Below are 16684 nucleotides of genomic sequence, written 5' to 3' on the forward strand. Positions count from 1 at the left end.
GGAGAAACGACGATGCAGGAAAGTTTATCCCAAGAACTGGCGATTAGGATGGCAAGATAAAAGGCCGCGATGTGCGGCTCGGTCGGTTGGTTGTTTGGATTGGTCTTTCCGGAGTTTTCCGCACCTCGCGGGCAACACCCGCACCTCGCACAAAACGAACTTCTCCGATCAGTTCAGCGAAAATCGCACATCGCGGATTGGGCGCCATGAGCAAGGACAATGAATTCCGCATCCGTCCTGGTCGCATCCGCTCACACCAGAGCCAACGGGCACGTCCGTTCATCGCCCAAGTGCTCGCCGCCACACAGAAGGCCGGCGGGAAGGTGTCGCGCGACGGCAGGATCACAGCCGGGCGCCGCTCCCACTTTGGGCGGGGTAGGGTGGCGAGCATCCGAGCCAATCGCTTCATCACCAGTCGTTCTCGCTCCGTGACGGTCAAAGCGCTGGTCGTTCGCCATCGGGGACAAGGTAATCCGCTCGCGCGTCACCTGAATTATCTGCGTCGCGAGGGCGTCACCCGCGATGGCGAGAAAGCACAAATGCTCGGGCCAGAAATCCAAGGCGTTAACGCCGAGGAATTCACCGAGCGGTGCCAGGACGACCGGCATCATTTCCGCTTCATCGTCTCTCCGGAAGACGCCGTTGATATGGCCGACCTGAAAGGGTTCACCCGCGATCTGATGACCCAGGCTGAAAAGGATCTCGGCACGAAGCTTGATTGGCTGGCGGTCGATCACTGGAACACCGACAATCCGCATGTCCATGTCATCCTTCGCGGTCGAGCAGATGACGGTCAGGATCTCGTCATCTCGCGCGACTACATCAAGGATGGCATGCGCGGCCGCGCACAGGATTTGATCAATCAGGAGCTTGGTCCTCGCACTGATCTCGACATCCGGCGGTCGCTCCTACAACAGATTGACTCAGAACGTTGGACGCAACTCGACCGGCAGCTTGTTCGCGATGCCGGCCGACATGGCATCATCGACGTCGCGCTTTCACCAGACCATCAGCCCGACGAATATCTGACGCTGAAGGTTGGTCGGCTGCGCAAGCTGGAGGCCTTGGGGCTTGCCGACGAGATCCGTCCTGGTCAGTGGACGATGGCAGAACAGGCCGAGACAACCTTGCGTGGGCTTGGCGAACGGGGCGACATCATTAAGCGCATGCATCGCAGCCTCGCTGAGCACCGGCTCGACAGAGGTGCTGTCGACTACGTGCTTGCTGGCGAGCGGAATGCAACTCCGGTCATAGGACGTCTGCTGGAACGCGGCCTTTACGATGAACTCAGCGGCTCGGCCTACGCCATCGTCGACAGCATCGATGGCGGCACTCATCACATCAGGTTCCATGATCTCGACGCGGCTGGAGATTCCGCACCGGGCTCCATCGTCGAGCTTCGTCACTACGAAGATTCGAAAGGCCGTGCACGTGTGGCACTGGCCGTTCGTTCTGACTTCGCGATTGAACATCAGATTCATGCCGTTGGTGCGACTTGGCTCGATCGCCAACTCGTTGCACACGAACCGGCCAGGCTGGGCGAAAGCGGTTTCGGCGCGCAAGTCAGTAAAGCAATGGAAGCACGCACCGACTATCTGGTCGACGCTGGACTTGCGCGGCGGCAGGGGCCGCGGATCAGTTTCGCCCGGAACCTTCTCGGCACGCTCCGGCAAAGCGAGCTCAAGGCGCTTGCCGAAAAACTCTCGGCCGACACAAACTTGCCGTTCCAGAAATCCGCGGCAGGCGATCATGTCGCGGGTTCGTATCGGCAGCGCTTCACGCTCGCCTCCGGGCGTTTTGCCTTGATCGACGACGGGCTCGGCTTCAGGCTTGTGCCTTGGTCAACATCGATCGAGAAGCGTCTCGGCAGTCACCTCGCCGGCGTTGTACGCGCCAGCGGTGGCGTGGATTGGACACTCGGCAGGAAACGAGGACTCGGGCTTTGAGCTGCCCGGACCGTTGCCAAGAGCAAGCCGAATCGAGGAGCGGACCGCCATTGGCGACGATTTTTCTCTACCGCAGCAACACCCGATCTGCGGCAGCGAAACGAACCCACTCGCTTGGAGGAACCTCCCCATGTCGGCCCATCATCTTTCGCGTACATCCGAGAGCGTCCCGCACGAGCGATGATCGACGACGTGAGCGGGCGGGCTTTACGGAGACGACGCAGCACGCGGAACTGCGGTTTGGCCTAGACTCAGCACAGCTCGATCATTCCGCTGAATTCTTCCGAAGCTTGTCGAAGACAAACCGCTTGCCTTCGCACACACTGTCATCCAACGACCTCGCATTGGCCAGATACGCGGCGATTGCGCTAGCCAGCATGCATCCCGTCCCCCGCATCGATGTGGCAAGGCGCGGTGTGTCGAAGCGGATCGGGTCCTGATCTGGGAGCAATAGAATATCCGTTGATCTGGGCCCTACTGCGTGACCGCCTTTGAGCAACAGCGCCCGCGGCCCGGCCGCGAGCAATCGTCTTCCCTGCCGGAGCGTGTCCTCGTCGTCCACGGCCAGTTCCGAGCCAGTCAGCACTGCCAGTTCGATGAGATTTGGCGTGACGAGACGGCAGAGCGGAATAAGATCACGCTTCATGACGTCGATCGCATTCGCTTCAACCAGCGGTCTTCCTGACGAGGAAGCCAGCACCGGGTCGAGTATTGCCGGTATCCGTAGGTTTTCGCTGAGCACGGCCGCAACCGCCATGATGACCCGCCTGGTTGGAAGCATACCGATCTTGATGGCCGACACTTTGTTGGCCCGCAGCGCCGCGCGCATCTGATCGGCAACCAAGCTGGGTTGCAGATGATGGATTGCCGTCACGGCTTGGTGTGTCTGGATCGTCACTGCACTAACGGCAAGGCAGGCGCGCACGCCCAGGGCAGAGATCGTCTCGATATCGCGCGCGATCCCAGCACCCCCGCTGGAATCCGATCCGCCAACGACAAGCACATGCGGATCTCGCCTCAGCGCCATCGGGTCGTCTTTTCGATCCATTCTCGTGTGCGCGCTTCGGGGTCGGCATTCAACGTGATGTCGGTGACCACTGCGGCGCTGTCGGCGCCGGCCTCGAAAACACCGTCGAGCCGGTCAGTGTTAAGGCCGCCAATGGCGACCAACGGGATCGGCGCAACTTGGCGCTTCCACTCGCTGATCCGCTCAAGTCCTTGCGGTGCCCATTTCATCTTCTTCAGGATGGTTGGATAGACGGGGCCTAATGCGATGTAGTCGGGCGCGACGGCCATGGCCCTTTCCAGTTCGGCATGATCGTGCGTGCTCAGTCCGAGCCTGATGCCGGCTGCCCGTATCTCCGAGAGGTTAGCGGTCTGCAGATCCTCCTGGCCCAGATGTACGAAGTCGCAGCCCTCCTCGATTGCCAGACGCCAGTGGTCGTTGATGATGAGCTGGCATTGCTGCGCAGCGCACAAGGCCTTCGCCTTGCGGATTTCGGTGCGCAACGCGGCCTCATCCGTGGTCTTGATGCGCAACTGCACCAGCCTGACGCCGAGCGGCACAAGCCGTTCAACCCAGGCAGCACTGTCAACGATCAGATAGAAGGAATCGAGCTTCATGAAAAAACCGCCCTGCCGAATGTCGGCGTCGATGGCACGGCGACATCGCGCGGTTCGAGCATTCCCGAACTGAAGGCTTCTCGGCCGGCATCGACAGCCTTGCCGAATGCACGCGCCATGCTGACCGGATCAGCCGCCTTGGCGACCGCCGTGTTCAGGAGTACGGCGTCAAAGCCGAGTTCCATGACGGTTGCCGCGTGCGAAGGTCGTCCGAGCCCCGCATCCACAATCAGCGGGACGCCAGGGAAATGTCCGCGCATCGAGCGCAGCGCCGTAATGTTGATCGGCCCGAGGGCGGAACCGATCGGCGCGCACCATGGCATCAAGACCTTGCAGCCCGCCTCGAGCAGCCGCTCGGCGACAACGAGGTCGTCTGTGGTATAGGGGAATACCGCAAAACCGTCCTCGCACAGGATGCGAGCGGCTTCGACCAGGCCGAACACGTCTGGTTGTAGCGTGTCGTGGTTGCCGATCACTTCGAGCTTGATCCAGTTCGTACCGAAGACCTCACGCGCCATTTTCGCGGTCGTGACCGCTTCCTTGACGGAGTGGCAGCCCGCAGTGTTGGGCAGGATACTGACGCCCAGCGAGCGGATAAGGGACCAGAATTTTTCGCCAGCCCTGCCACCGGCCATTTCACGGCGCAAGGAGACGGTCACCACCGACGTGCCCGACGCCTTGACTGCCTCGGCAAGGATGGCCGGCGAAGGATATTGAGCGGTACCGAGAAGCAGGCGCGACGGAAGCATCGTTCCAAGAAGATCGAACATGGTCTAACCCCCCTGCATGGGCGAGAGAATTTCGATCCGGTCGCCGTCGCTCAACTGGAATTCCGCGCGGTTGGCTTTGTGCACGAGATCGCTGTTGACGGCCGTTGCGAGCCAGTCGCCCTCATAGTCGAGCGCGGCAAGCAGTTCGGCCAGCGTGGTGGCGGCAACCTCATGCGCTTCGCCGTTGACGGTCAGTTTCATGAGAAAGCTCCTTGGGTCTGTCTTGACTGAAAACCAGGTCGACAGCCTGGCGCGCCATGGCGGGGGCGAGGAGAAAACCGTGACGATAGAGCCCGTTGATCGCGATGATCTCACCGTTCGTTTCGACGCGCGGCAGGTTGTCGGGAAAGGTCGGACGAACGCCGACACCGGTTTCAACGATCTCGGCCTCGCCAAAGGTCGGATGGAGGGCATAGGCGGCACCCAGCAGCTCCATCATCGAACGCGCCGTGACCGGTCCGGCTGACTGGCTTTCAATCATCGTCGCGCCGATCATGAAACGGTGGTCGGCGCGCGGCACCACATAGAGCGGAAAGCGCGGATGAAGCAGACGGACCGGGCGCGACAGCGAGATATCAGGCGTGCGCAGGATCAGCATTTCGCCACGAACGCCGCGCAGCCTGTCATCGACGGCTGCCATTCCCGTACAGTCGATCTGTCGATCGAAACCGGAAACATGCCGGGCGTCGGCGCCGAAGTGGAATTCGACACCCATGGCTGCGAGCTTGTCATGAAGTGCCGCCATCGCCTGGCGCGGGTCGAGATGGGCCTCGCCGGGGAACAGCAGTCCGCAGCGGAAGCGGCCGGCGAGGTCGGGCTCCAGGATCGCGATTTCGTCTTCCTCGACACGCCGATGCCCCGACGTGCGACTGGCGAACCGGTCGAGCTCGCCAGTGTCACGCGGTGTCGCAACGACCAGCGTTCCGGCCCGTGTCACCTGACCCGGCAGTGCCGCATCCCACCAGTCGGCGGCGTCGCGTCCGAGATCCAGCACCGGCTGCTCGGCGCTTTCACGCTCGCACCATGGCGCCAGCATGCCGCCGGCGAACCACGACGCATTGCCACCGAGGCCATGCCGGGTCTCGACGACGGTCACCGCCGCGCCGCGAGCGGCGAGTTCGAAGGCGGCGGTGAGGCCGGCGACGCCGGCCCCTTTGACCAGCACCCTCATGACGGTTCCGGCGCCTCTGGCATGAGCGGTACGCCGGTCTCGTCAGCAGGCATGTAGAGATCGCCGCCCTCGCGGTATTTCGCCGCCATCGCCGCCATGCCCTCTTTCTGTGCCTCGGCGCGGATGTCGTGAGAAATACGCATGGAGCAGAATTTCGGCCCGCACATCGAGCAGAAATGTGCCAGCTTATGCGCCTTCTTGGGCAAGGTCTGGTCGTGAAAGGACCGCGCCGTTTCGGGGTCGAGCGACAGGTTGAACTGGTCCTCCCAGCGGAACTCGAAGCGCGCGCGGGAAAGGGCATCATCCCTGACTTTCGCCGCGGGATGGCCCTTCGCCAGGTCGGCGGCATGGGCGGCGATCTTGTAGGTGATCACGCCAATCTTGACGTCGTTGCGATCGGGAAGGCCGAGATGTTCCTTCGGCGTGACGTAGCAGAGCATGGCGGTGCCGAACCAGCCGATCATGGCGGCGCCGATGCCTGAGGTGATGTGGTCATAGCCCGGCGCGATGTCGGTCGTCAGCGGTCCAAGCGTATAGAACGGCGCCTCGCCGCAGACAGTGAGCTGCTTGTCCATGTTCTCCTTGATCTTGTGCATCGGCACGTGGCCAGGCCCTTCGATCATCACCTGGCAATCCTTCGCCCAGGCGATCTTCGTCAGCTCGCCGAGCGTTTCCAATTCGGCGAATTGCGCCGCGTCGTTGGCATCGGCGATCGAGCCGGGACGAAGGCCGTCGCCAAGTGAGAAGGACACATCATAGGCGCGGCAGATGTCGCAGATCTCCGCGAAATGCTCATAGAGGAAGCTTTCCCGGTGATGGTGCAGGCACCATTTGGCCATGATCGACCCACCGCGAGAGACGATGCCCGTCACACGGTCAACGGTCAGCGGGATGTAGTGAAGCCGCACGCCGGCGTGGATGGTGAAATAGTCGACGCCCTGTTCGGCCTGTTCGATCAGCGTGTCGCGGTAGACCTCCCAAGTCAGATCCTCGGCGATGCCGCCGACCTTCTCGAGCGCCTGGTAAAGCGGCACCGTGCCGATCGGTACCGGCGCGTTGCGCACGATCCAGTCCCGGATGTTGTGGATGTTGCGGCCGGTCGACAGGTCCATCACCGTATCGGCGCCCCAGCGGATCGCCCACACCATCTTTTCGACCTCTTCGGCCATCGACGACGTGACGGCGGAGTTACCGATATTGGCATTGATCTTCACCAGGAAATTGCGACCGATGATCATCGGCTCGCTTTCGGGATGGTTGATGTTGGCGGGAATGATTGCGCGCCCCCGCGCCACCTCGTCGCGCACGAATTCCGGCGTGACAAAATCGGGAATGTCCGCGCCGAAGCTCTCGCCGTCTCGCGACAGCTTGCCGTGCAAAATCTCGCGGCCGAGATTCTCGCGGATGGCGACGAACTCCATTTCGGGCGTGATGATTCCGGCGCGCGCATAGGCAATTTGGGTCACCGCGTTGCCGGCCCTGGCCTTGAGCGGTCTATTGCGAACGGGGAATTCCGGCGTCAAGCGCTCGCCCGCCGCGAAGCCGTTGTCTTCCGGCCGGACATGGCGGCCGTCATAAGTCTCGACATCGCCGCGCGCAGCGATCCAGTCTTGCCGGAGCCGGGCGAGGCCTTTTTCTATGCTCGTTTCGACCGTCTGATCAGTGTATGGGCCGGACGGATCGTAGACCGTCACGGGCGGTTCGCCCGCCGTCGGATGGACGGAGATTTCGCGCATCGGCACCCTGATCTGCGGATGGATGACGCCAGATTTGTATATCTTTCGTGAGGCAGGTAGCGGCCCCGTCGAAACCGCTGGGGTCAAGGCATTCATTTGAGGCTCCTTTGCTCATCTGCATTGGAGACCCAGTTCTGTGCCGGAAGGATGAAAAGACGCTTTGGCCGCCTGTTCGAAACAGGACTTCGGGCGTGAACTCCCGCAAAGCGCTTGCACCGTCCCTACGCCAGTATGAACTGGATCAGGTTCAACGGGTCACTGCGCCGCGAAAGCCAGCAGTATCTCAGCCCCTTGCCGGGACTCCCCTGGTGAATGCGCCGAATTGAACGGGCCGGCGCTATTTTGTCAAGCGCATTCGGCCCGCGGCGCTGATCGGCGGCCAATCAGACCGGGCAGAAAAGCTCGCGCATGCGTCGGGGACAGGTCACGCCCCGGAGACCAAGGCAGGAATGGCCAAAGCCGCATTCGTCTCGTCAAGGATGGAGAAACTGTATCGGCCGTGCGCATCAAGATCGACCGAGTAGCTCAAGCGGTCGCGTATGTGGTTATCCTGGTCGAACGTGACGATCCTCGGCTTCAGCGAGGTGATTTTCGTTTCGTCCAGGTAGATGGAGTTGCAGACAATGATCTGGTCGCCGGGCTGAAAGGTGCGGGCGGCCGCACCATTGAGGATGCAGCACCGTGAGCCGCGCTTACCGAGAATGACATAGGTCGAAATCCGCGCCCCGGAATTCTTGTTCCATATCTCCACGAATTCCATCGGCAGGATCCAGGCCGCATCGCAGTGGGCAGGTCCAGCGTTATCGATCCATGGAAGTTGAGGTTCCCCGGGGTCCTTGGCTTGGGGAACGCTTTTGAAGGCTATCTCCAACTGCCTGCGGGCGAGAGGATATCGCTTGCCGCAGCAGTGCAGGATGCGTCTTCTCTGCCCCTCGGTCTGCAATCCGCGATAAGATTGTACACAAAATATCAAAACTGTGTTGACAATCTTGCGCTAGAGGTTTCCCTTAGGGCATCCGCGCAGCCAAAGAGCAAACACAAAGCGCGATAACCAGAAGGGGAAATGCCAGAATGATCAACCGACGCTCGACTCTCAAATCGATGGTGCTTGGCGCCGTCTCCGCTCTCGCTATGGCCGCTGCGGGCATGCCGTCCGCGGAGGCCCAGAACAAGGAACTGAAGATCGGTTTCGTCGGTGTCACCAGTGGCCCCGCCGCCGCCTGGGGCACGTCGAACGTACGTTCGATGCAGACGCGTGCCGCCTGGATCAACGAGACCGGCGGCGTCAAGATTGGCGACGCCACCTACAACGTCAACATCGTTACGTTCGACGATCAGAAAGACCCCAAGCGCGCCATTGCCGGCATGGAAAAGATGGCGCAGGAGGGCATCCACTATGTGGTCGGCCCGAATGTCGATGACGGTGCTGCCGCCGTGCGCCCGGTCGCCGAGGCCAACGGCATCATCTATTTCCCTTACGCTTTCCCCAAGGCGCTTTATCAGAAGCCTGCCTCGAATGCCGTGCTCGGCATGATCGCTAACTATCAATCGGGCCCGGCGATCTACAAATACCTCAAGGAAAACAAGGGCGTGAAGACGATCGCCTTCGTTGCCGCCAATGAATCGGATCCGTTGAGCCAGCGTGACGGCGGCGTTGAGGCAGCCAAGGCGCTCGGCCTCAAGATTGTCGCCCAGAACGACACCTACCAGAACGATACGCGCGACTTCACGCCGGTGCTCACGCCGATCGTTGCGCTGAAGCCCGACCTGCTCGTACTGTCAGGCGTCGCGCCGGCCAATGCGCCGCTGCTCATCCGCGCCGCCCGCGAGCTCGGCTTCGAGGGCCTGATCTCGACCGAAACGGCACAGGACGCAAAGGTTCTCGAGGAAGGTGCGGGCGAATACGCCAACGGCTTCATCTCCGTCGGTGGCGCCTCCACACCCGAGATCGCCTCGGACGCGATGAAGGAATTCGTCGACCGCTACACCAAGATGTTCGGTGAGTACAACGACGAGTCCAACACCAAGGTCTATGCGCTCGAGTACATCATCGATACGCTGAAGGCCAATCCGGCGGCGATCGACAATGTCGACGAATTCAAGAAGACCATGGACACCTTCTCGGCGCCCAACCCCTACCTGAAGGGCGATGCCAAGCTGAGCTATGTCGGCACGACCTCCTTCGGCCAGAAGCGCCAGCTCGCGGTGCCGATGGTGGTCAACGAGTACAAGGACGGTGCCTTCCAGACCCTGTTCGTCGGCACGGTCGACTAGGGTTAGCTTCCCTGCGGTTTCTTCCTCCCGCGTTGCCGGGGACCCGGAGCATTCTCCGGGTCCCTCGGAAGATTGAAGGCGTCCATGGAATGGAACAGGTCATCGCAAACGGATTCTACCTCGGCGCCCAATATGCGCTGATCGCATTGGGGCTGACGCTCATCTTCGCCTTGATGAATGTCCTCAACTTTGCCCACGGGCAGATGTATGTGCTGGGCGGCTTCATCACCTACACACTATACGGCCAGCTTGGGCTGCCCTTCGTCGTCGCCTTGCTGGCGTCCGGCGTCACACTCGCCATCATCGGCGCGCTGATGGAGAAATATCTTTTCCGAACCGTCATCAAGCGAAGTCTGCGCGAGGAAAGCACGATGCTGCTGGCGGCTGCGACGGCATTCTTCTTCGATGCCGTCATCCTGCTCATCTTCGGCGAAAAGCAGCGCGGCGTACCCAAGATCGTCAAGGGCGTATTCAACGAGGGCGGTATCATCATGCCCTATGACCGTATGCTGGTCGGCGTGCTCGCACTGGTCTTCATCGCGGCCTTCGTTCTCTACATGCAGTACAGCAGGGTCGGGCGCGCCATGCGGGCGCTGGCCCAGGATCGTGTCGCCGCGCAATTGATGGGCGTCCAGGTCGACCGTTATTCGATGATCGGCTTCGCGATGGGAGCCATGCTGGCAGGTATTGTCGGCGGCCTTCTGGTCACCATCACCGGTGTCAATTCCGGCATCGGCGGGCCAATCTCGATCAAGGCCTTCATGATGGTGATGATCGGCGGCGCCGGCGTCGTCGGCGGTGCGATCGCCGGTGGTTTCATCCTTGGCATGATGGAGTCGGTCGGCCTCACCGTGCTGCGCGAATATGGCGATGTCACTTACCTCGTCATCTTCGCCGCGCTGATGGTGTTCCTCTCGATCCGCCCCAACGGGCTGATGGGCAAGCCGTGGGGTTGATGGGCCATGACGCGTAACGTGAAAATCGCCTCGGTTGCCGCCTTTCTGGCGATCGTCTTCATCGCCGTGCCGGTTCTGATCGCGACGAGCGGTCGGACTGACCTCTTTTATACGTTCACCTCGGTGGCGCTGCTCAGCATCGCGAGTGCCGGCGTGTGGCTTACCTTCTATATCGGCCGGATCAACATCGGCCAGGGCGCCTATGCGCTGATGGGTGGCTACGTCTCGGCCATACTCGTGGTGACCCACGGCTGGTCGTTCTGGCCGACGCTGCCGGTCGCCGGTCTATTCTGCGCGGCGGCAAGCGTCCTTATCGGCCTGCCGATCCTGCGCCTGCGCGGTGTCTACTTCGCCATGGTGACACTGGTGCTGACCGAGGTCGCGCGGCTTCTGGCTCTGGCGCTGCCGATCACCAACGGCGCCAAGGGCATGGTCAGCATCCCGCTGCCCGGGGCGCTGTCGGTCTTCGGCCTCACCATCATCCCGGATTTCGCCACGTTGCATAATGCCCGGCTGGCTTTCTACCTGCTGGCGGTCGCGCTCATGGTGGTCTGCTTCGCGGTAGTGTACCGGCTGGTTCATTCGCGCGTCGGCAAGCTCTGCCAGTCGCTCCAGCAGAACGAGGAACTGGCCTCGTCGATCGGCGTCAACATCGCCTATCTGCGCGTCATCGCCTATGCCGTCTCGTCCTTCTTTGGCGGCGTGGCCGGCGCGATCTTCGCCGCCATCTCGCAGTCGATTTATCCGTCGAGCTTCACGGTCACCGACTCCGTCAACTTCATGCTGAACTGCTTCCTCGGCGGGCTCGGCTACGTATTCGGACCGATGCTCGGCACGCTGGTGCTCTATTTCGGCTGGGACCTCCTTTTCCAGACCGGCCGGTTTCAGCTGCTGATCTACTCGACCTTGATGATCGTGCTGATGCTGTTCTTGCCCAATGGGCTGCTCAGCCTCGTCGCCACGACCCGGAAGAAGGGGTGAGCCATGGCCGATCTGCTCGAAGTCTCGGCTTTGACGAAACGCTTCGGCGGTCTCGTCGCGGTCAACAATATCTCCTTCTCGGTGCGCGAGAAGGAGATATTGTCGGTCATCGGTCCCAACGGCGCCGGCAAGTCGACACTGTTCAAGCTGATCTCGTCGTTCCTCAGGCCGACATCGGGCGAAGTGCGCTTGAAGGGCGAGCGCATCTCCGACCTCGCGCCGCACATCGCCGCACGCAAAGGCGTCGTCCGGACGTTTCAGGAAACGACGATCTTCAAGAACATGAGCGTGCGCGAGAACGTCATCATCGCACACCATCTGCGCTCCAGGGCGAGCCTGCTCGGCTTCTTCCTCGGCACCGGCGCGGCCAAGGCCGACGAGGCAGCCTTTGGCATTTCGGCCGACGAGATTCTGGCGCTGCTTGGCCTCTCGTCGCTCGCCGGCGAGACCGCCCGAAACTTGCCGCATGGTCACTTGCGGGCCCTCGGCATTGCCATCGGCCTTGCCACGAACCCGTCGATCCTGCTGCTTGACGAGCCTTTCGCCGGAATGAACCACGAAGAGACGATGAGAATGGTGGCGATGGTCAAACGGTTGCGCGAGCTCGGCCTCACCATCCTTCTGGTCGAGCACGACATGCCTGCGGTCATGAAGATTTCCGATCGCATCGTCGTCTTGAATTTCGGCGAGAAGATCGCAGAGGGAACGCCGGCGGAAATCCAGAATAACGACAAGGTGATCGAGGCTTATCTCGGCAGCGAAGACGAGGCTATCGGCCTATGAACCAGATCCTGAAGTTCGCCAATGTCGAACTCTACTACGATCACGTCTACGCGCTGAAAGGCGTATCGCTGGAGGTCAACGAGGGCGAGACCGTCGCGCTGATCGGCGCCAACGGCGCCGGCAAGTCATCGATCCTTCGCGCCATCACCGGCCTGCGCAAGATCAAGTCCGGTGAGATCCACTACAGCGGCCGACGCATCGACGGCGCCGCCCCCGATGCCATCGTCAAGATGGGCGTCGCCATGGTGCCGGAGGGACGCCGCGTCTTCCCTTACATGTCGGTCAAGGACAATCTCCTGATGGGCGCCTTCACCCGCTCCGACAAGGCCGAGATCGCCGGCTCACTGGAGATGGTGCTCGGCCGCTTCCCCCGCCTCAAGGAGCGCTATTCGCAAGCCGCCGGTACGATGAGCGGCGGCGAGCAGCAGATGCTGGTAATCGGCCGCGCGCTGATGGCCAAGCCGCGCCTGCTGCTGCTCGACGAGCCGTCGCTGGGCGTCGCGCCGAAGCTCGTCCAGGACATTGCCCGCTCGATCGTAGCGATCAATCGCGACGAGAAGGTCAGCGTTCTGCTGGTCGAGCAGAACTCCCGCATGGCGCTGCGTATTTCCCAACGCGCCTATGCTCTGACGACCGGCAGCGTCGCGCTGAATGGGAACTCCGCTGATTTGCTGACCGACGAACGGGTCAAGCATCTTTATCTCGGCGGCGAGATTTGAGGCTGATCGCATGCGCATACTCGTCATCAATCCCAACACGACCGCGTCGATGACCGCCAAAATCGGCAAGGTCGCAGCGAGCGTCGCTTCTGCCGGGACGGAAATCATTGCGGTGAACCCCGGCGACGGTCCGCCGAGCATCGAAGGCTATTTCGACGAAGTCTTCGCCATTCCTGGTATCATCGCCGAAATGAACAAGGCGGCGGCCGTCGACGCCTATGTGATCGCGTGTTTCGACGACACCGGGCTGGACGCGGCACGTTGCGCCGCCGAGGCACCGGTCATTGGCCTCGGTGAGGCCGCCTTCCACCTTGCCAGCCTTGTCGCCGGCAAGTTCAGTGTCGTGACGACGCTCGCCCGCTCCGTTCCAGCGATCGAGCACAATCTGGCGAAATACGGCCTCGCGTCACGCTGCGCCAAAGTCAGGTCGTCGGAGGTTGCGGTGCTCGATCTCGAACTGCCGGGCTCGGACGCCAGGTGCAGAATCTCGGACGAGATCGCGCGCGCCATCAGCGAAGACAGGGCGGAGGCGATCGTCCTTGGCTGCGCGGGCATGGCCGACCTGGCAAGCAGCCTGTCGCAGGAACACGGCGTTCCCGTACTCGACGGTGTCGCCTGCGCGGTGACGTTGGCAGAGAGCCTGTTCAGAGTCGGTTTGAGGACGTCGAAGGTCGGCGGATACGCTGCTCCCCGCAGCAAACGGTTTTCGGGGATCTATGAATCGCTGTCTCCGGCCGGAGCTGCCGCAGCGGTTATATCACCGACCTAGAACGCGCTTGGCCTTACGAATTGAGATCCTGTGTCCCGGGATTGACCGCCGCGCAAGCGATACTAGATTGCATCGACCGTTAAGCGGTTTGGGATGGATCAGGCGGTGTTGTGCCTGCGCGTTGAAAAGCATGTTGACAGTGCTCAGAGAAGAGGATCGTGACGAAAAACCGGCAACCCGCTGGTCGCCGATCTACTATGGTCTGAGAGATGCCATCGTCAGTCATCGTCTCGCCCCTGGCACCAAGCTGCCGGAAGATGAGTTGGCGACGATCTATTCGGTGAGCCGCACCGTGATTCGTGCTGCCCTGCAAGCTCTGGCCCATGACCGGTTGGCGCGGCTGGAGCCAAACCGCGGTGCTTTCGTGGCACAGCCGTCGAAAATTGAAGCCCGCGAGGTGTTCGAGGCACGGGCGCTGATCGAACCCAAGGTGGCTTGGCTCGCCGCCAGCGCGGCGGTACCAAGCGACATTGCATGGTTGCGGCAGCATCTTGAGAAGGAGCATGAAGCACTTCACGCTGGCCGGGACAGCGAGGCGATCATGCTGTCGGCACGTTTCCACGTTGGCATCGCTGAGATCGCTGCACATTCGGTGTTCACCAAATTCGTTCGCGACCTTGTCTCGCATTCTTCCCTCATCATCGCGCTTTATTGGAAACGGCGCGACGCGACCTGTGAGAAACACGCCCATCACGCGCTGGTCGATGCAATCGAAGCAGGGCGTAGTTCCCAAGCGGCCGAGCTGATGACCAGTCATCTGGTCGACCTCCTGTCGGGGCTCGACCTCACAGACAAGATAGAAAAGTCTGACAATCTCTCCGACTTGCTTCGTCCGTAGAGCGGGAGAGCACTCAGCGCTGCTGTACGCGAGCAGCCGTGGTTGCCGGCACTGCCTGGATTATGGTCTCTCGAGTTTCGGCGCTTGATGCGATGGGAGCGGCGCTCGAGGAACGGATCGAACGAAGCGGGTTTGGCAAGCGGCCCCGCGCCTTGCAGTCCGGCTGGCTGTTGGCCAACGAATTGGCCAGGTTCGACCGATGGGATCGGGCAGCGCGCGTTGTCGCGGGCAGTCGCTACTCAAAGGTCTGGAACAGACAATTCGCAACCCGCATTCGCACTGCCGCTGTGTTGGCACGCATCGCCGCCCTCCCTCAATCCACTGCGGTCATGAAGGCTTTCGACCTGTCGCGCTACGGCGCTCCACCAGATCAATTGACGGACGAGATCGATAGCAATCTGTACGAGGTAGCCCGGATGGCAGATAGTGGTCAGTAGGCGTGCCGCCCAAGTGACCTGAACCGCCGGGTCGAGGCGGCTGACATGAGCTGACAAAGTCCAGGCCATGGCTGCCATGAACCATCGCGTCGTCACCGTGTTCGGTGGAACCGGGTTTCTCGGCCGCCGCGTTGTTCGGCATCTCCGCAATGGCGGTTTTTTCGTTCGGATTGCATCAAGACATCCGGAACGGGCCGAGAAGTTGTTTGGTTCTGATGATCCGCAACTTCAATCGGTCGAAGCCGATATCCATGATGAGCGGGCGATCGCCTATGCACTTGCCGGTGCTTTCGGTGTTGTAAATGCGGTCAGTCTTTATGTCGAACGGGGACAGGAGACCTTTCATTCCGTGCATGTCGAGTCGGCCCGGCGGGTTGCGGCTCAAGCACACCGAGCTGGCGTTGAACGGCTCGCTCACGTTTCAGGAATCGGCTCGGATGTTGCCTCGCCGTCGCTCTACATCCGCAAGCGTGGCGAAGGCGAACAGGCGGTGCGTGCCGCGTTTGCTGACGCCATCATCATCCGCCCGGCGGTGATGTTCGGACCGGATGACGCGTTTCTCACTATTATCCTCAAACTTCTCCGCCGGCTTCCAATCTATCCGATGTTCGGTCGCGGCCTGACGAGATTGCAGCCGGCCTATGTAGGCGATGTGGCAGAGGTTACCGCAAGAGCGCTGCAGGGGACGGAACCGCATGCGATCACGTATGAGTTCGGCGGTCCCCGCATTTGCTCCTACAAGGAATTTCTCAGAGCCGTTGCACACCAAGCCGATCTTAGACCCATACTGGTCCCAGTGCCATTTGCCGCTTGGCACGCACTGGCATGGGCCGCGGAAATGCTTGCGAGTCCGCCCGTCACTCGTAATCAGGTGGAACTGATGCAGGTCGACAACGTGTCATCGCCGCAGATGCCCGGATTTGAAGAACTTGGCATTTCGCTGCACCCGGTCGAGGAAATACTCCAGGAGATGTTGCGTAATCCCTGATCAACGACCTTCTTCCGTACTCAGGCGCCACGATTGAGTGTCCGAAATCGCGCTAACCGGCCAATCGTGAATGCGAGCTTTTGGACCCCGTTCCGGCCGTTGGGTGCCGGGTGCCCTCTCTACGAACCGGCGATGAGGTTGACCTTCGCGGCCATGATGAAGTCGTTCTCGTGCAATCCCTTGATCTTGTGTGTCTGCAGCGAGACTGCCGCATAACCCCAGCCGAAACAGATGTCGGGATGATGCCGTTCTTCTTCCGCCAATCGGACAACTTTGTCGACGAAGCTGAGCGATTGACGGAAGTCCGCGAATTTGAATTTGCGGCGCAGCAGGCGCCCCTCCTCCAGTTCCCAGCCAGGGGTCTGGGACAGATAGCCCTCGGCTGCCTCCTGCGTTAGCGGCGCGACGCCACCGCGGCAGGGCGTACAGGTTTTCTGAGCAATACCATCGGTCATGACAACCTCCCTTCGTGCTCATTCCGGGTGTAGCGATCGCGTTTTTCACCTCGCCCGGTATTTGCTCGCATAGTGCTTGGCAAGAACCTTGCGAATCTGCTCGGCAAGGCGCTTGTTGCCGGTCTTCGCCCGCGCCTTGTCATCGTCTTTTTGCAGCTTCGGCAGATCGGCGCACGGGCCTTGTTTCGTTGATTTGCGCATCGCAATAGATCAACGCCGTGACGGACAACCGGTTTCG

The 16684-nt window shown here is 61.3% G+C and carries 18 protein-coding genes, 1 pseudogene and 1 riboswitch; of the genes and pseudogenes, 10 read left to right on the forward strand and 9 right to left on the reverse strand.

The window, feature by feature from the left end; all coding sequences use genetic code 11:
* Positions 1-206 precede the first annotated feature (206 nt).
* Complete coding sequence (locus ACFOJ9_RS06295; RefSeq protein ID WP_378977712.1) at positions 207-1946, forward strand: relaxase/mobilization nuclease domain-containing protein; 1740 nt, start codon at positions 207-209, stop codon at positions 1944-1946.
* Between the two features lie 265 nt (positions 1947-2211).
* Here ACFOJ9_RS06295 and ACFOJ9_RS06300 read toward each other — a convergent pair whose 3' ends face one another.
* The 7 genes and pseudogenes from ACFOJ9_RS06300 to ACFOJ9_RS06330 form a co-directional block, all read right to left on the reverse strand.
* On the reverse strand, positions 2212-2973 hold the full coding sequence (locus tag ACFOJ9_RS06300; RefSeq protein ID WP_378987602.1) for a hydroxymethylpyrimidine/phosphomethylpyrimidine kinase: 762 nt from the start codon (positions 2971-2973) through the stop codon (positions 2212-2214).
* Positions 2964-3569: a thiamine phosphate synthase gene (locus tag ACFOJ9_RS06305; RefSeq protein WP_378977714.1), complete on the reverse strand. Its 606-nt coding sequence runs from the start codon at positions 3567-3569 to the stop codon at positions 2964-2966. Before ACFOJ9_RS06305 ends, ACFOJ9_RS06300 begins: the two co-directional genes overlap by 10 nt.
* Positions 3566-4339, reverse strand: a complete 774-nt coding sequence (locus ACFOJ9_RS06310; protein WP_378977716.1) for a thiazole synthase — start codon at positions 4337-4339, stop codon at positions 3566-3568. Before ACFOJ9_RS06310 ends, ACFOJ9_RS06305 begins: the two co-directional genes overlap by 4 nt.
* Positions 4340-4342: 3 nt before the next feature.
* Positions 4343-4540 carry a sulfur carrier protein ThiS gene (thiS, locus tag ACFOJ9_RS06315; protein WP_111545250.1) on the reverse strand — a complete coding sequence of 66 codons (198 nt, stop codon included), beginning with the start codon at positions 4538-4540 and terminating at the stop codon, positions 4343-4345.
* The gene (gene thiO, locus ACFOJ9_RS06320) at positions 4509-5510 is read right to left on the reverse strand and encodes a glycine oxidase ThiO (protein WP_378977718.1); all 1002 of its coding nucleotides are present in this window, start codon (positions 5508-5510) and stop codon (positions 4509-4511) included. Before thiO ends, thiS begins: the two co-directional genes overlap by 32 nt.
* The gene (gene thiC / locus ACFOJ9_RS06325; RefSeq protein ID WP_378977720.1) at positions 5507-7342 is read right to left on the reverse strand and encodes a phosphomethylpyrimidine synthase ThiC; all 1836 of its coding nucleotides are present in this window, start codon (positions 7340-7342) and stop codon (positions 5507-5509) included. Before thiC ends, thiO begins: the two co-directional genes overlap by 4 nt.
* 104 nt (positions 7343-7446) lie before the next feature.
* A riboswitch (TPP riboswitch) is annotated at positions 7447-7563 on the reverse strand.
* Positions 7564-7670: 107 nt separating this feature from the next.
* Positions 7671-8050 (reverse strand): annotated as a pseudogene (locus tag ACFOJ9_RS06330) (aspartate 1-decarboxylase).
* Positions 8051-8317: 267 nt separating this feature from the next.
* On the opposite strand from ACFOJ9_RS06330, the gene ACFOJ9_RS06335 reads away from it, so the two are divergent.
* From ACFOJ9_RS06335 to ACFOJ9_RS06375, 9 genes are all read left to right on the forward strand, one after another.
* Positions 8318-9520 carry an ABC transporter substrate-binding protein gene (locus ACFOJ9_RS06335; protein WP_378977722.1) on the forward strand — a complete coding sequence of 401 codons (1203 nt, stop codon included), beginning with the start codon at positions 8318-8320 and terminating at the stop codon, positions 9518-9520.
* A gap of 89 nt (positions 9521-9609) precedes the next feature.
* Complete coding sequence (locus tag ACFOJ9_RS06340; protein WP_378977724.1) at positions 9610-10476, forward strand: branched-chain amino acid ABC transporter permease; 867 nt, start codon at positions 9610-9612, stop codon at positions 10474-10476.
* A 6-nt stretch (positions 10477-10482) separates the two neighbouring features.
* Positions 10483-11457 (forward strand): branched-chain amino acid ABC transporter permease, encoded by a 975-nt coding sequence (locus ACFOJ9_RS06345; RefSeq protein WP_378977726.1) that lies wholly within the window; start codon positions 10483-10485, stop codon positions 11455-11457.
* A 3-nt stretch (positions 11458-11460) separates the two neighbouring features.
* On the forward strand, positions 11461-12240 hold the full coding sequence (locus ACFOJ9_RS06350; RefSeq protein WP_378977728.1) for an ABC transporter ATP-binding protein: 780 nt from the start codon (positions 11461-11463) through the stop codon (positions 12238-12240).
* Positions 12237-12959 (forward strand): ABC transporter ATP-binding protein, encoded by a 723-nt coding sequence (locus tag ACFOJ9_RS06355; RefSeq protein WP_378977730.1) that lies wholly within the window; start codon positions 12237-12239, stop codon positions 12957-12959. The genes ACFOJ9_RS06350 and ACFOJ9_RS06355 overlap by 4 nt, the downstream gene beginning before the upstream one ends.
* A gap of 10 nt (positions 12960-12969) precedes the next feature.
* Positions 12970-13728, forward strand: a complete 759-nt coding sequence (locus ACFOJ9_RS06360; RefSeq protein WP_378977732.1) for an aspartate/glutamate racemase family protein — start codon at positions 12970-12972, stop codon at positions 13726-13728.
* A 130-nt stretch (positions 13729-13858) separates the two neighbouring features.
* A complete protein-coding gene (locus tag ACFOJ9_RS06365) occupies positions 13859-14566 on the forward strand; it encodes a GntR family transcriptional regulator (protein ID WP_136622356.1) in 708 nt (235 codons plus the stop codon).
* A 38-nt stretch (positions 14567-14604) separates the two neighbouring features.
* Complete coding sequence (locus ACFOJ9_RS06370) at positions 14605-15003, forward strand: hypothetical protein (RefSeq protein ID WP_378977734.1); 399 nt, start codon at positions 14605-14607, stop codon at positions 15001-15003.
* Between the two features lie 76 nt (positions 15004-15079).
* A complete protein-coding gene (locus ACFOJ9_RS06375) occupies positions 15080-15991 on the forward strand; it encodes a complex I NDUFA9 subunit family protein (protein ID WP_378977736.1) in 912 nt (303 codons plus the stop codon).
* Between the two features lie 119 nt (positions 15992-16110).
* Here ACFOJ9_RS06375 and ACFOJ9_RS06380 read toward each other — a convergent pair whose 3' ends face one another.
* Positions 16111-16446, reverse strand: a complete 336-nt coding sequence (locus tag ACFOJ9_RS06380) for a 4a-hydroxytetrahydrobiopterin dehydratase (RefSeq protein WP_378977738.1) — start codon at positions 16444-16446, stop codon at positions 16111-16113.
* A gap of 45 nt (positions 16447-16491) precedes the next feature.
* Positions 16492-16647 (reverse strand): hypothetical protein, encoded by a 156-nt coding sequence (locus ACFOJ9_RS06385; protein WP_378977739.1) that lies wholly within the window; start codon positions 16645-16647, stop codon positions 16492-16494.
* Positions 16648-16684: the final 37 nt, after the last annotated feature.

This window comes from Mesorhizobium cantuariense, from assembly GCF_042647205.1.
GTDB classification, from domain to species: domain Bacteria; phylum Pseudomonadota; class Alphaproteobacteria; order Rhizobiales; family Rhizobiaceae; genus Mesorhizobium; species Mesorhizobium cantuariense.